This is a genomic window from Streptomyces sp. WAC 06738 (assembly GCF_003945505.1).
Taxonomy (GTDB): domain Bacteria; phylum Actinomycetota; class Actinomycetes; order Streptomycetales; family Streptomycetaceae; genus Streptomyces.
The window spans coordinates 145,467-162,596 of the sequence record NZ_CP029618.1; the positions used below are offsets into that span (position 1 = coordinate 145,467).

2 protein-coding genes are annotated in these 17,130 nt (G+C 73.2%); both read left to right on the top strand.

The features are described from left to right. Positions 1–48 precede the first annotated feature (48 nt). The gene (locus DMB38_RS00525; RefSeq protein WP_125933464.1) at positions 49–14,433 is read left to right on the top strand and encodes a type I polyketide synthase; all 14,385 of its coding nucleotides are present in this window, start codon (positions 49–51) and stop codon (positions 14,431–14,433) included. After that, positions 14,361–17,087: a type I polyketide synthase gene (locus tag DMB38_RS36010; RefSeq protein ID WP_346429534.1), complete on the top strand. Its 2,727-nt coding sequence runs from the start codon at positions 14,361–14,363 to the stop codon at positions 17,085–17,087. The genes DMB38_RS00525 and DMB38_RS36010 overlap by 73 nt, the downstream gene beginning before the upstream one ends. The last annotated feature ends 43 nt before the right edge of the window (positions 17,088–17,130 follow it).

A 17,130-nucleotide genomic window follows, 5' to 3' on the forward strand; every position in this document is an offset into this window, starting at 1 on the left:
ACTGAACCACCCGGTACCACTCCGCGCCTCGACAAGGAGCTTGCGCTGATGAAGAACGAGCAGAAGCTTCTGGACAACCTGAAGTGGGTGACCGCGGAGCTCCGCCAGGCCCGCCGGCGCCTCGGCGAGGTCGAGTCGAAGTCCACGGAGCCCATCGCCATCGTGTCGATGGCCTGCCGCTACTCCGGCGGCGTGGCATCCCCCGAGGACCTGTGGCGGATGGTGGCCGAGGGCCGCGACGGGATCGTGGAGTTCCCGGCCGACCGCGGCTGGGCCGAGGACCTGTACGACCCGGACCCGGCGGCGAGCGGCAAGAGCTACACGCGGATGGGCGCCTTCCTCCAGGGCGCCGAGCAGTTCGACGCGGAGCTGTTCGGCATCTCGCCGCGCGAGGCGCTGGCCATGGACCCGCAGCAGCGGCTGCTGCTGGAGACGGCCTGGGAGGCGTTCGAGCGGGCGGGCCTGGACCCGGCCGGGGTGAAGGGCAACAGGACGGGCGTCTTCGCGGGGCTCAACTCCCAGGACTACCTGCTGCGCCTCTACCGCGCGACCGGCGACCTGGAGGGCTACGCGGCCACCGGCAGCGCCGGCAGCGTCGCCTCGGGCCGGGTGGCGTACACCTTCGGCCTCGAAGGCCCGGCGGTGACGGTGGACACGGCGTGCTCGTCGTCCCTGGTCGCGCTCCACCTGGCGGTCCAGGCCCTGCGCAACGGCGAGTGCGACAGCGCGCTGGCGGGCGGCGCCACCGTCATGTCCAGCCCCTCGGCCTTCACGGTCTTCTCGCGTCAGCGCGGGCTGGCCGCGGACGGCCGCTGCAAGGCGTTCGCCGACGCGGCGGACGGTACGGCCTGGGGCGAGGGCGTCGGCCTGGTGCTGCTGGAGCGGCTGTCCGACGCCCAGCGGAACGGGCACAAGGTGCTGGCGGTGCTGAAGGGCTCCGCGATCAACCAGGACGGTGCGTCGAACGGGCTCACGGCGCCGAACGGCCCGTCGCAGCGCCGGGTCATCGAGCAGGCCCTGGCCAACGCCCGGCTCAGCGCGGGCCAGGTCGACGTGGTGGAGGCGCACGGTACGGGTACGACGCTGGGCGACCCGATCGAGGCGCAGGCGCTGCTGGCGACGTACGGGCGCGAGCACTCCGCCGAACGGCCGCTGTGGCTGGGCTCGGTGAAGTCGAACGTCGGGCACACGCAGGCCGCGGCCGGGGTGGCGGGCGTCATCAAGATGGTCGAGGCCATGCGGCACGGCGTGCTGCCGCCCACGCTCCACGTGGACAAGCCGTCAAGCCACGTGGACTGGGAGTCGGGCACCGTCGCGCTGCTGACGGAGACGCAGGAATGGCCGGAGACGGGCGAGCCGCGGCGGGCGGCGGTTTCGTCGTTCGGCATGAGCGGCACGAACGCGCACCTGATCCTGGAGGCCGCGCCGGTTGCGGGAGCGGACGAGGCGGCGACGGTCGACGGGGAGGCGGCGCCGGAGACGGCGGCGGCCGAATCGGCGTCGTCTCTGCCGGTGCCGGTCGTGGTTTCCGGGCGTTCGGCGGCGGCGCTCGCGCAGTCGGCCGGGCGTCTCGCGGCGTACGTCGAGGAGCACCCGCAGGTCGAGGTGGGTGCGCTGGCGGCGGGGCTGTGGTCCGGGCGGGCGAAGATGGAGCACCGCGCGGGCATCGTCACCGCCGACCGGGACGAGCTGCTGGAGGCGCTGACCGCGCTGGCTACGGGTGCGGCCCACCCGGCGCTGGTCACGGGTCCGGGGTCCGTGGAGGCGGGGAAGACGGCGTTCGTGTTCCCGGGGCAGGGCTCGCAGTGGACCCGTATGGGCTACGAACTGGCCGCCGAGGAGCCCGCTTTCGCGGAGCACCTGGCCGCGTGCCGGGATGAGCTGTCGCGCTGGTGCGACTGGGATCTACTGGAGGTCCTGGCCAGCGAGGACGAGAACGCCCTGGACCGGGTGGATGTCGTGCAGCCCGCGCTGTTCGCGGTCATGACCGGCATCGCGCAGCTCCTGCGCCACCACGGTGTCGAGCCCGACGCCGTCATCGGCCACTCCCAGGGCGAGATCGCCGCCGCATACGTCGCCGGAGCACTCACGCTCTCCGACGCCATCGCCGTGGTGGCCCTGCGGGCGCAGGCCATCACCCGCCTCGCGGGCACCGGCACCATGGCCTCGTTCCCCCTGCCCCAGGACGAACTGGGCGACCTGCCCGAGGGCGTCTACGTGGCCGCGATCAACGGGCCGCACACCACGATCCTCGCGGGCGAGACCCAGCCGCTCACCGATCTGGTCCACTCCTACCAGGAGCGGGAGATCCGCGCCCGTCTGATCCCCGTGGACTACGCCTCGCACACGCCGCACGTGGAGGATCTGCGCGAGACGATCACCACGGACCTGGCCGAACGCGCCGCGATCCGGCCGGTGGCCCCCGCCATCCCCTTCTACTCCACCCACACCGGCGCTCTGCTCGCGCCGGACCAACTGCTGGATGCGGAGTACTGGTTCAACAACCTCCGCCACCCCGTCCACTTCCACACCACCCTCGCCCACCTGCTCGACGACGGCCACTACACGCTCATCGAGTCGAGCCCTCACCCGGTCATGACGGCGGCCCTGGCCGACACCTTCGAGCAGCACGCCACCCCGGCCCGGCACCACGCCACCCTCATCCGCAACAACGGCACGCAGACCCGCTTCCGCGTCGCCCTGGCGCACCTCCACGCCCACCACCACCCGATCGACCTCAGCCCGCTCCTGCCCGGCGCCGAGGACACCGCCGAGCTGCTGCCCGAGCTGCCCACCTACCCCTTCCAGCACCAGCCCTACTGGCTTGATGCCCCCGCCCAGCTCACCAGCGCCACCGACCTCGGCCTGAGCAGCACCACCCACCCCCTCCTCAGCGCCGCCGTCCAACTCGCCGACACGGACGGCGCCGACGAGACCGGCGCCGGCACGATGGTGTTCACCGGCCGCCTCAGCCTCTCCACCCACCCGTGGCTCGCCGACCACGCCGTCGCCGGTACGGTCCTCCTCCCCGGCACCGCCCTCGTCGACCTCGCCCTGCACACCGGCGACCACACCGGCGCCACCCACCTCGAAGAACTGACCCTGCACGCCCCGCTGGTGCTGGAAGAGACCGGCGCCCGCGACCTCCAGGTCACCACCACGCCGCTCGACGACGGCCACGCCGGACGGCAGGTCGCCATCCACTCCCGTGCCCACACCGACGACGAGGCGGAGTCCGAGTCCTGGACCTGCCACGCCACCGGCACGCTCACCGCGGAACCGGCCGACGCGGCCGAGTCGTTGGGCCAGTGGCCGCCCGCCGGGGCACAGGCGCTCGACGTCACCGAGCTGTACCCGCGGATGGCCGCAGCCGGCTACGGGTACGGGCCTGCCTTCCGCGGCGTCACCAGGGCCTGGCAGCACGCCGACGGCACCCTCCACGCCGAGATCGCCCTCCCCGGTGACGCAGACGCCGACGGGCACACCATCCACCCGGCGCTGCTCGACGCCGCCCTCCACCCCCTCGCCCTCCGTGCCCTCGGCACGGGTGACGCCGCGGAGGACGAGGCGCGGGAGCTGCGGCTGCCGTTCGCGTGGAGCGGTGTGTCCGTCCACGCCACCGGCGCCACCCACCTCCGCGCGACGATCACCCCCACCGGCGACCAGGGCCACGACCTCGCCCTCCGCGCCTGGGACCCCACCGGCGCGCCCGTCGCCACCATCGCCGCCCTCAACACCCGGCCCGTCGACGCCACCGCTCTCACCACCGGGAGTGCCGACGACGGCGCCGCGACCCGCAACAGCCTCTTCCAGCTCGCCTGGACCCCGGCCCAGGCCCCTCAGGACGCCTCCGACCGGATCGATCCCGGGCAGGTCGACCTCTACGTCGCCGCCCCGGCCGCCGACGACACCCCCGCCGCGGCCCACGCCGCGACCGAAGCCCTGCTCACCCACGTACAGGGCTGGCTGGCCGCCAACGACCAGACCGATCGCCGCCTCGTCGTGCTCACCCACCGCGCCGTCGCCACGGGTCCCGCGGAGGACGTCCATCTGGCCCACGCGCCGCTGTGGGGGATGGTCCGTACCGCCCAGAACGAACAGCCCGACCGCATCCACCTGCTCGACACCGACACCGCCGTCGACGCCGCGGCCGGCTTCGCCGACGTGCCCCACCTCGCCGACGCCCTCGCCACCGGCGAGCCGCAACTCGCCCTGCGTCACGGCCAGCTCCTCGTCGCCCGGCTCGTGCGCGCGACCGGTGCCGGCGGCGCGCTCGACGTGCCGGAGAGCACCTGGAAGCTGGCCACCGGGGGCGACGGCACGCTGGAGGCGGTCACCTGCCGGCCGATGCCGGAGTGGGACGAGCCGCTGGCCGCCGGGCAGGTCCGCGTCCAACTGCACGCGATCGGCCTCAACTTCCGCGACACGCTCATCGCCCTGGGCATGTACCCGGGCGACGCCCCGCTGGGCAGCGAGGGCTCCGGCGTCGTTACGGACGTCGCCGACGACGTGACCGACGTCGCCGTGGGCGACCGGGTGATGGGCGTGATGATCGACGGCGCGGGCTCCCACGCCGTCACCGATCACCGCCTGCTCACCACCGTCCCCGAGCAGTGGGGCTTCACCCAGGCGGCCGGGATCCCGGTGGCCTTCCTCACGGCGTACTTCGCGCTGAAGGACCTCGGGCGGCTGGAGGCCGGCGAGTCGCTGCTGCTCCACGCCGCCACCGGCGGCGTCGGCTCCGCCGCGCTCCAACTCGCCCGCCACTTCGGCGCCGACGTCTACGCCACCGCCAGCCCCGGCAAGCACCACCTCCTGCGCGCCCAGGGTCTCGACGACACGCACATCGCGTCCAGCCGGAGCCTGGACTTCGAGGAGCACTTCCGCACCCACGGCCCGGACCAGGGCCTGGACGTCGTCCTCAACGCCCTCGCCCACGAGTTCACCGACGCCTCCCTGCGCCTCGTACGCCCCGGCGGCCGGTTCATCGAGATGGGCAAGACGGACGTACGCGACGCCGACACCGTGCAGGCGGAGCACCAGGTCCAGTACCGGAACTTCGACCTCATCGAGGCGGGCCCGGACCGGATCCAGCAGATCCTGGCGCACCTGACCGAGCTGTTCGCCGAAGGCGTCCTGACGCCGCTGCCCACCACCTCGTTCGACATCCGGCGCACCCCGCAGGCGCTACGCCACCTCAGCCAGGCCCGGCACACGGGCAAGCTGATCCTGACGCTTCCCCGGCCGCTCGACCCGGACGGCACGGTGCTCATCACCGGGGGGACCGGTGTCCTCGCGGGCCTGACGGCACGTCACCTGGTCACCGAGGGCGGCGTACGCCACCTCCTGCTGGCCTCACGCAGCGGCCCCGGCCACCCCAACGCCACGGCTCTCCGCGACGAACTCACCGCACTCGGCGCCAAGGTCACCGTCACGGCCTGCGACGTCACCGACGCCGACGCCGTGGGCGCCCTCGTCGGCTCCGTGGACGAGCAGCACCCGCTGACCGCCGTCATCCACACCGCCGGCACCCTCAGCGACACCGTCCTCACCCAGCTCACCCCCGAAAACCTGCACCCCGTCCTCGACCCCAAGGTCGACGCCGCGCACCACCTGCACGAAGCGACCCGCCACCTGCCCTTGGCCCACTTCGTCGTCTACTCCTCCGCCGCCGGCACCCTGGGCAATCCCGGCCAGGCCAACTACGCCGCCGCCAACGCGTACCTGGACGCCCTCGCCCACCACCGCACCCGGCAGGGCCTCCCCACCACCAGCCTCGCCTGGGGCTACTGGAAGCAGGCCACCGGCCTCACCGGCCACCTCAGCGACAACGAGGTCCGCAACGTCACCCACGGCACCACCCCGCTCGAAGCGGACCACGCGTTCCGCCTGTTCGACGCGGCGCTCGCGGGCCCCGAGGCGTACCAGCTCTGCCTCCCCCTCAACCCCGCCGCGCTGCGCACGGCCCCCCGCCTCCCCGCCCTCCTGCGCGACCTCGTTCCGCGGTCGGCCCGCCGCGTCGCCGCCTCCTCGGCCGCGGCCGACGGCAACGCGCTCGCCGGGCAGCTCGCCGCGCTCCCCGAGGCGGAGCAGGAGCGCAGGCTGCTGGATCTCGTACGCAGCAACGTGGCAGCGGTCCTCGGCCACGGCACGCCCGACGCCATCGACCCGCAGCGGCCGTTCAAGGAACTGGGCTTCGACTCGCTGACCGCCGTCGAGCTCCGCAACCGCCTCACGAACGCCACGTCGCTGCGCCTCCCGGCCACCCTGATCTTCGACCACCCGACGCCCCAGGCACTGACCCGCCACCTCCTCGGCCAGTTCCTCGACACCGGGTCCCTCACCGCGCGGGCCCCGAGCCGCCCCGGCGCCGTGGCCGCGAGCGACGACCCGATCGCGATCGTCTCGATGGCCTGCCGCTACCCCGGCGGCGTCCGCGACTCGCGGGCGCTCTGGGACCTCGTCAGCACCGGCCGCGACGCCATCGGCGACCTTCCGGTCAACCGCGGCTGGGACCTGGAGAACCTGTACGACCCGGACCCCGACGCGACGGGCAAGGTCTACACCCGCCACGGGGCGTTCCTGCACGACGCCGATCTGTTCGACGCGGACTTCTTCCACATGAACCCGCGCGAGGCGCTGGCGACGGACCCGCAGCAGCGGCTGCTGCTGGAGACCTCCTGGGAGGCGTTCGAGCGGGCGGGCATCGAGCCCGCCACGCTCCAGGGCAGCAACACCGGCGTGTTCGCAGGTGTGATCTCCCAGGACTACCTGCTGCGGCTGCACCAGAACCCGGAGGGTCTTGAGGGCTACATCGCCACCGGCAGCTCGGGCAGCGTGGCGTCCGGCCGGATCGCGTACACCTTCGGTCTCGAGGGTCCGGCCATGACGGTGGACACGGCGTGCTCGTCGTCGCTGGTCGCCCTCCACCTGGCGATGCAGGCGCTGCGTAACGGGGAGTGCGATCTCGCCCTCGCGGGCGGTGCGACCATCATGGCCACGCCGGGCACCTTCCAGGTCTTCTCCCGGCAGCGCGGCCTGGCCGCCGACGGCCGCTGCAAGCCCTTCGCCGACGCCGCCGACGGCACCGGCTGGGGCGAGGGCGCGGGCCTCATCCTGCTCGAACGCCTCTCGGACGCGCAGCGCAACGGGCACACGGTCCTGGCGGTACTCAAGGGCTCGGCGATCAACCAGGACGGCGCGTCGAACGGCCTCACCGCGCCCAACGGCCCGTCGCAGCAGCGTGTCATCGAGCAGGCCCTGACCAACGCCGGGCTGGCCCCGGAGCAGATCGACGTGGTGGAGGCGCACGGTACGGGTACGACGCTCGGCGACCCGATCGAGGCGCAGGCGCTGCTCGCCACGTACGGCCAGGCACACACCGAGGAGCGGCCGCTGTGGCTGGGCTCGGTGAAGTCCAACATCGGGCACACCCAGGCCGCGTCAGGTGTCGCGGGCGTGATCAAGATGGTCGAGGCACTGCGGCACGGCCGGCTCCCGCAGACCCTGAACGTGGATCGCCCCTCGACGCACGTGGAGTGGGACACCGGCCACGTCGCGCTGCTGACGGAGACGCGGGAGTGGCCGGAGACGGGCGAGCCGCGGCGGGCGGCGGTCTCGTCGTTCGGCATGAGCGGGACGAACGCCCACCTGATCCTGGAGGCCGCACCGGTTACGGCAGCGGACGAGGCGGTGTCCGAGGAGGCCAGGTCCGGCTCGGGCGTTGCGGTTCCGGTGGTGGTTTCCGCCCGTACGGCGGGCGCGCTGGCGCAGAGCGCCGAGCAGCTTGCGGCGTACGTCAAGCAGCACCCCGAGAGCGAGGTGGGTGCGCTGGCGGCGGGGCTGTGGTCCGGGCGGGCGAAGATGGAGCACCGCGCGGGCATCGTCACTGCCGACCGGGACGAGCTGATGGAGGCGCTGACCGCGCTGGCCACGGGTGCCGCACACCCGGCACTGGTGACCGGACCAGGTTCGGTGGGCGCGGGGAAGACCGCGTTCGTGTTCCCGGGGCAGGGCTCGCAGTGGACCCGTATGGGCTACGAACTGGCCGCCGAGGAGCCGGTCTTCGCCGCGCATCTCGCCGCGTGCCGGGATGAGCTGTCGCGCTGGTGCGACTGGGATCTGCTGGAGGTCCTGGCCAGCGAGGACGAGAACGCTCTGGATCGCGTGGATGTCGTGCAGCCCGCGCTGTTCGCGGTCATGACCGGCATCGCCGAGTTGCTACGCCACCACGGCGTGGAACCGGACGCCGTCATCGGCCACTCGCAGGGCGAGATCGCCGCCGCGTACGTCGCCGGAGCACTGACCCTGCCCGACGCCATCGCCGTGGTGGCCCTGCGGGCGCAGGCCATCACCCGCCTCGCGGGCACCGGCACGATGGCCTCGTTCCCGCTGCCGGCAGACGAGCTTCAAGACCTGCCCGAGGGCGTCTACGTCGCCGCGATCAACGGGCCGCACACCACGATCCTCGCGGGCGAGACCCAGCCGCTCACCGATCTGGTCCACGCGTACCAGGAGCGGGAGATCCGCGCCCGCCTGATCCCCGTCGACTACGCCTCGCACACCCCCCACGTCGAAGACCTGCGCGAAACCATCCTGAACGACCTGAGCGAGCGGGCCGCGATCCGGCCCGTGGCCCCGGCCATTCCGTTCTACTCCACCCACACCGGCGCCCTGCTCGCGCCGGACCAACTGCTGGACGCGGAGTACTGGTTCAACAACCTCCGCCACCCCGTCCACTTCCACACCACCCTCGCCCACCTGCTCGACGACGGCCACTACACCCTCATCGAGTCGAGCCCTCACCCGGTCATGACGGCGGCCCTGGCCGACACCTTCGAGCAGCACGCCACCCCGGCTCGACACCACGCCACACTGATCCGCAACAACGGGACCAGGACCCGCTTCCTCGGCGCTCTCACTACCCTCCACGCCCACCACCACCCGATCGACCTCAGCCCGCTCCTGCCCGGCGCCGAGGACACCGCCGAGCTGCTGCCCGAGCTGCCCACGTACCCCTTCCAGCGCGAGAGCTACTGGATCCAGACCTCGGCGCAGCTCACTAGCGCCGGCGACCTCGGCCAGATCAGCAGCGCCCACGCGCTCCTCAGTGCGGCCGTGCAGCTCGCCGACGGCGGCGAGGACTCCGCCTCCGGCGCGCAAGGTTCGTACGCCACCACCGTGTTCACGGGCCGGGTCAGCCTGAGCACCCACCCGTGGCTCGCCGACCACGCCGTGGCCGGTACCGTCCTCCTCCCCGGCACCGCCCTCGTCGACCTCGCCCTGCACACCGGCGACCACACGGGCGCCACCCACCTCGAAGAACTGACGCTCCAGGCGCCGCTGGTGCTGGACGAGACCGGTACTCGCGACCTCCAGGTCACCGTGAGCCCCGAGGCGGGAGCCGAGAGCGGCGACCCAGGGCGCTGGCAGGTCACCATCCACTCCCGGCGGCACACCGACGACGCCGAGCCCGAGCCCTGGACGTGCCACGCCACCGGCACCCTCGCCGCCGAACCGGCCGAGGCATCCGAGCCGCTCACGCAGTGGCCCCCCGCCGGGGCAGAGCAGCTCGACATCGCGGGCCTCCACGCCCGGATGGCGGCGGCCGGTTACGAGTACGGGCCCGCCTTCCAGGGCGTCACCGCCGCCTGGTCGCACCCGGACGGCACCCTCCACGCGGACATCAGCCTCGCCGAGGACGCCGAAACCGCCGGCCACACGATCCACCCGGCCCTGCTCGACGCCACCCTCCACCCGCTCGCCACCCGCACCCTGGGCGAAGATGGCGAGGCGGCACAGGAGTTGCGGCTGCCGTTCGCGTGGAGCGGTGTGTCCGTCCACGCCACCGGCGCCACCCGGCTCCGCGCCACCCTTGTGCCCACCGGCGAGCACGGCCACGACCTCGCCCTCCGCGCCTGGGACCCCACCGGCGCGCCCGTCGTCACCATCGCCGCCCTCAACACCCGGCCCGTCGACGCCACCGCCCTGACCAGCGGCGCCCAGGCGGGCGCCGCGACCCGCAACAGCCTCTTCCACCTGGCCTGGAACCCGACCGCGGCCGCTCCGGTGGAGCAGGTGGATCTCGGCCAGGTGGACGTGTACGTCGCCGCGCCGGCCGCCGCGGACGACCCCGCGGCGGCCCACGTCGCGACCAAGGCACTGCTGACCCACGTCCAGAACTGGCTGGCCGCCAACGACGAGACCGACCGGCAACTCGTCGTCCTCACCCACCGGGCCGTCGCCACAGAACCGGCGGAGGACATCCACCTGGCGCATGCGCCGCTATGGGGCCTGGTCCGTACCGCGCAGAACGAACAGCCCGACCGCATCCGCCTCATCGACACCGACATCGCGGACATCGATGCCGACGCCGCCGACGTCCCGCACCTCGCCGAAGCACTGGCCACCGGCGAACCGCAACTCGCCCTGCGCGACGGGCAACTGCTCACCCCGCGCCTGACGCGGTCCACCGCCACCGACGCCGAGCCCCGGCCCCTCAACCCCCAGGGAACCGTTCTGATCACGGGCGGCACCGGCGGTCTCGCCAGCCTGACGGCACGTCATCTCGTCGCCGAGCACGGCGTACGCCACCTCCTGCTGGCCTCACGCAGCGGCCCCGACCACCCCAACGCCACGGCTCTCCGCGACGAACTCACCGCACTCGGCGCCCAGGTCACCCTCGCGGCCTGCGACGTCACCGACGCCGACGCCGTCCGCACCCTCGTCGACTCTGTCGACGAAAAGCACCCCCTCACCGCCGTCATCCACACGGCCGGGGCACTCAACGACGCCACCCTCACCCAACTCACCCCGGAGACGCTGCACTCGGTCCTCGCTCCCAAGGTGGACGCCGCGTACCACCTCCACCAGGCGACGCGGCACCTGGACCTGGCGCACTTCGTCGTCTACTCCTCCGCCGCCGGCACCCTCGGCAACCCAGGCCAGGCCAACTACGCCGCCGCCAACACCTACCTCGACGCCCTCGCCCACCACCGCACCCGGCAGGGCCTCCCCACCACGAGCCTCGCCTGGGGCTACTGGAAGCAGGCCACCGGCCTCACCGGCCACCTCAGCGACAACGAGGTCCGCAACGTCACCCACGGCACCACCCCGCTCGACACCGACCACGCCCTCCACCTCCTCGACACCGCGCTCACCACCCCCCAGTCCCACCACCTCTGCCTCCCGGTGACCCCGTCCGCCCTCCGCACCCCGGACCGGCTCCCCGTCCTCTTCCGCGGCCTGGCCGTCCGGCAGAGCCGCCGCACCGCCGCCTCCGCGGCCGCGGCCGACGGCAACGCGCTCGTGGAACAGCTCGCCTCGCTCACCGAGCCGGAGCGGCAGCACAAGGTCGTCCTCGACATCGTCCGCAGCAACATCGCCGCGGTCCTCGGCCACGGCACCGCCGAGACCATCGACCCGCACCGCCCCTTCAAGGAGCTGGGCTTCGACTCCCTCACCGCCGTCCAGCTCCGCAACCAGCTCACCACCACCACCGCACTCCGCCTCCCCGCAACCCTGATCTTCGACCACCCCACCCCCGACGCCCTCACGCGTCACCTCCTCGGCCGGCTCCTCGACACCGCGCCCGCCACGCCCCGCACGCTCGCCACCCGCACCGTCACCGACGACGACCCCATCGCGATCGTCTCGATGGCCTGCCGGTACCCGGGCGAGGTCCGCTCCGCGGACGACCTGTGGCGGCTGGTGGCCGAGGGCAGGGACGCGGTCTCGGAGTTCCCCGTCAACCGCGGCTGGGACCTCGACAACCTCTACGACCCGGACCCGGACGCGACGGGCAAGACGTACACGCGCCACGGCGCCTTCCTGCACGACGCGGACAGGTTCGACGCGGACTTCTTCCACATGAACCCGCGCGAGGCCCTGGCCACGGACCCCCAGCAGCGGCTGCTGCTGGAGACCGCCTGGGAGGCCTTCGAGCAGGCCGGTATCGACCCCACGAGCCTGCGGGACAGCAACACCGGTGTCTTCACCGGCGTCATCTACGCCGACTACGGCCCGCGTCTGATGCACCGCACCCCGGAGGGCTTCGAGGGCTATCTCGGCAACGGCAGCGCGGCGAGTGTGGCTTCGGGGCGGGTCGCGTACACCTTCGGCCTCGAAGGCCCGGCCATGACCATCGACACCGCCTGCTCGTCGTCCCTGGTGGGCATGCACCTCGCCGCGCAGGCGCTGCGCAACGGCGAGTGCGATCTCGCCCTCGCCGGCGGCGTCACCGTGATGTCCACGCCCTCCGCGTTCCTGGAGTTCTCCCGCCAGCGCGGCCTGGCCGCGGACGGCCGCTGCAAGCCCTTCGCCGACGCCGCCGACGGAACCGGCTGGGGCGAGGGCGCGGGCCTCGTCCTCCTGGAGCGCCTGTCCGACGCCCAGCGCAACGGGCACCAGGTGCTCGCCGTCCTGCGCGGCTCGGCCGTCAACCAGGACGGCGCCTCCAACGGCCTCACCGCACCCAACGGCCCGTCGCAGCAGCGTGTCATCGAACAGGCGCTGGCCAACGCCGGGCTGAGTGCGGGTCAGGTCGACGCCGTGGAGGCGCACGGTACGGGTACGACGCTGGGCGACCCGATCGAGGCGCAGGCGCTGCTCGCCACGTACGGCCAGGCACACAGCGAGGAACGCCCGCTGTGGCTGGGCTCCATCAAGTCCAACATCGGCCACACGCAGGCCGCGGCCGGTGTCGCGGGTGTCATCAAGATGGTCGAGGCCCTCCGCCACGGGCACCTCCCGCAGACGCTGCACGTGGACGAGCCCTCCAGCCACGTGGAGTGGGACACCGGCCACGTCGCCCTCCTCAGCGAGGCGCGGCCCTGGCCGGAGACGGGTGAGCCGCGGCGCGCCGCGGTCTCGTCGTTCGGGATCAGCGGCACCAACGCGCACGTGATCCTGGAGGCCGGCCCGGCGCAGCCCTCCGCGGCGCAGCCGGAGCCGAGCGCCGACGCCGAGCCGGCGGCAGAGCCGGCGCCCGTGCCCGTTGTCATCTCGGCCCGTACGACGGCCGCGCTCGCGGAGGTCGCGGGCCGGCTGGCGGCGTACGTCGAGGAGCACCCCCGGGTCGAGGTCGGCGCGCTGGCGGTCGGCCTGTGGACGGGGCGGGCGAAGCTGGAGCACCGCGCGGGCATCGTCACCGCCGACCGCGACGAACTGCACGAAGCCCTCACCGCGCTTGCCACCGGCACCACGCACCCCGCCCTCGTCACCGGCCCCGGCTCCGTCGAGACCGGCGGGCGCCTGGCCGTGATGTTCTCCGGGCAGGGCAGCCAGCGCCCCGGCATGGGCCGCGAGCTGTACGAGAACTATCCCGCGTACGCCGAGACCTTGGACGAGGTCTGCGCGGTGCTGGACCGGCACCTCGACACCGAGGTCCCGCTACGGGACGTGATGTTCGCCGAACCCGGCAGCGAACACGCCGCCCTGCTGGAGACCACGCTCTACACCCAGCCCGCTCTCTTCGCCCACCACGTCGCCGGCTACCGCCTGCTCCAGACCACGGGCGTGCAGCCCACCGCGCTCATCGGCCACTCCATCGGCGAACTCTCCGCCGCCCACCTCACCGGTGTCCTGCCCCTGGAAGCCGCCGCCGACATGGTCGCCACGCGAGCGAAGCTGCTCCACAGCCTGCCCGAGGGCACCGGCATGCTCGCCGTGCAGTCCGCACCCGAGCCCCTGGCCGCGTACCTGGACCGGCGCGCAGGGGTGGAGATCGCGGCGTACAACTCCGAGGACTCCACTGCCCTCGCCGGGCCCCTCGACGCACTCGAAGAGCTGGGCCGGGAGCTGGCCGAGGCGGGCATCCGCACCAAGGCGCTCAAAGTCGCGCACGCCTTCCACACCGCCCACACCGAGCCGATCCTCGACGCCTTCACCGACCACCTGACGGATCTCTTCGCCCACCACACCCTCGGCGAGGCGGACATCCCCGTCATCTCCAACGTCACCGGCCAGCCCGCCACCAGCGACCACCACCACAACCCCCACTACTGGGCCCAGCACATCCGCCAACCCGTCCACTTCCACCAAGGCATCACCCACCTCACCGAGACCGACGGCATCACCCTCTTCACCGAACTCGCACCCCACCCCACCCTCACCCCCCACCTCCCCTCCAGCGTCCACAGCACCCCCCACCTGCCAGACGAGACCCGCACCCACCTCACCACCCTCACCACACTCCACACCCACCACCACCCCACCGACCTCACCCCCACCTCCCCCGGCCCAGCGGCGATCTGCCGAGCCTGCCCACCTACCCCTTCCAGAGCCGGCCCTACTGGCTCGACCTCCCCGCCCAGGTCACCAGCGCCACCGACCTCGGCCAGGCGGCCACCACGCACCCGCTGCTGCACGCCGCCGTCCCACTCGCAGACGGCACCGACGAACACGCCTCGACCACGGTGTTCACGGGCCGGGTGAGCCTGAGCACCCACCCCTGGCTCGCCGACCACGCGGTCGCCGGTACGGTCCTCCTCCCCGGCACCGCCCTGGTCGACCTCGCCCTGCACGCCGGCGACCACACCAGTGCCGCCCATCTCGAGGAGCTGAGCCTTCACGCCCCGCTGACGCTCGACGAGGCCGGCACCCACGACCTTCAGGTCACCGCCTCCGTCCGGGGCGGAACGGACGGCGACGAGTACGAAGGCGTCAGCCGGCGGCAGGTCACGATCCACTCCCGCCGCCACACCGCGGATGACGCCGAGCCCGAGCCGTGGACGCACCACGCCACCGGCACCCTCACCACGGAACCGGCCGCATCGGCTATGCCGCCGGCGCAGTGGCCGCCCGCGGGGGCGGAGCCCGTGGACGTCACCGACCTCTACCCCCGCCTGCTCGCCGCGGGTTACGAGTACGGGCCCGTCTTCCAGGGCGTCACCGCCGCCTGGGTCCACCCGGACGGCACCCTCCACGCCGAGGTCGCCCTGCCCGAGGAGACGGACACGACCGGCCACGCCATCCACCCGGCCCTCCTCGACGCCGCCGTCCACTCCCTCGCGGCGCGCACGCTCCACGCGGACGGCGGCGCGAACGGCAAGGCGGAGGAGCTGCGGCTGCCGTTCGCGTGGACCGGGGTATCCGTCCACGCCACCGGCGCCACCGAGCTCCGCGCCACCCTCGCCCCCACCGGCGAGCACGGCCACGACCTCGCTCTGCACACCTGGGACCCGGCGGGCGCGCCGGTGGCCACGATCACGGCACTCAACACGCGGCCCGTCGACGCCACCGCCCTCGCCGGCGGCGCCCAGGCGCACACCGCCACCCGCAACAGCCTGTTCCACCTCGCCTGGCGCCCCGCCGACCTCAAGCAGGAGCAGGATCAGGCAGACCTCGGGCAGATCGACCTGTACGCAGCGGCCCCGGTGGAGGACGACTCCCCCGCGGCTGCCCACACCGCGGCGGAGGCACTGCTGATCCGCCTCCAGAGCTGGCTGGCCGACAACGACGAGACCGACCGGCAGCTCGTCGTCCTCACCCACCGCGCGGTGGCCACCGGACCGGCCGAGGACGTCCACCTGGCGCACGCGCCGCTGTGGGGCCTGGTCCGTACGGCCCAGAACGAGAACCCCGACCGCATCCACCTCATCGACACCGACACCGCGGTCACCAATCCCAGCCCCGCGGACATCCCGCAGCTCGCCGAGGCCCTGACCGCCGGCGAACCCCAACTCGCCGTCCGCAACGGCCGGCTACTCACCCCGCGCCTGACCCGCTCGACCGACGCCGCCGCGGCGGAGCCCCGGCCGCTCGACCCGAACGGCACTGTGCTCATCACGGGTGGGACCGGCGGTCTCGCCCGCCTGACGGCTCGTCACCTCATCACGGAGCACGGCGTACGCCACCTCCTGCTGGCCTCACGCAGCGGCCCCGACCACCCCGACGCCGACGTTCTGCGCGCCGAACTCACCGAACTCGGCGCCCAGATCACCCTCACCGCCTGCGACGTCACCGACCCCGACGCCGTACGCACCCTGGTCGGCTCCGTCGGCGACGACCACCCCCTCACCGCCGTCATCCACACCGCGGGCGTCCTCGACGACACCGTCCTGTCCAAGCTCACCCCCGACGGCCTGCACCCGGTCCTCGCTCCCAAGGTCGACGCCGCGTACCACCTCCACCAGGCCACGAAGGACCTGGACCTGGCCCACTTCGTCCTCTACTCCTCCGCCGCCGGCACCCTCGGCAACCCCGGCCAGGCCAACTACGCCGCCGCCAACACCTACCTCGACGCCCTCGCCCACCACCGCAGCAGGCTCGGCCTGCCCACCACCAGCCTCGCCTGGGGCTACTGGCAGCAGGCCACCGGCCTCACCGGCCACCTCACAACTACCGACATCCGCTCTCTCACCCACGGCACCACGCCCCTCACCACCGAGCACGCGCTTCACCTCCTCGACACCGCGCTCACCACATCCCACCCCCTCCACCTCTGCACCCCCCTCAGCCCCGGCGCCCTCCGCACCGCCCCCCGACTCCCCGCGCTCCTCCGCGACCTCGTGCCGGCCACCCGCCGCACCGCCGCGCGGACGCACGGCGCGCAGCCGCCGGGGACGGACCTGGCCGCACGGCTCCGGGCGCTGCCGCCGGAGGGGCGGCAGAAGCTGCTGCTCGACGTCGTGTGCAGCGCCGTCGCGGCGGTCCTGGGGCACGGCGGCGCGGACGCGATCGATCCGTACCGTCCCTTCAACGAGCTGGGCTTCGACTCCCTCACCGCCGTCCAACTCCGCAACCGCCTCAGCGAGGCCACCGCGCTCCGTCTGACCTCGACGCTGATCTTCGACTACCCCACGCCGAACGATCTGGCCCGGCATGTCGGCGAGAGCATCGGCGTCGAGGACGCCAGCCCCGAGAACTCCTTCCTGGCCGAGATCGACAAGCTCGAACTGACATTGATCGAACGTTCCGCGGAGGACGCCGGGCGGGTGAAGGTGACCCGCCGACTCCAGGCCCTCCTCACCCGCCTCAACGAGACCGCACGCACGGCACCGGAGGGCGAGGACATCGAGACGAAGCTCCGGTCCGCGTCCAACGACGAACTCTTCGACCTGCTCGACAGCGATCTCGACCTTTCCTGACCCCGGCGGCGCCCGGCGCCGCCCCAGCAATTCCGTACAGAGG

Coding starts and splice junctions, on each gene's coding strand:
- DMB38_RS00525 (WP_125933464.1), top strand. CDS start 49: ATGAAGAACGAGCAGAAGCTTCTGGACAACCTGAAGTGGGTGACCGCG.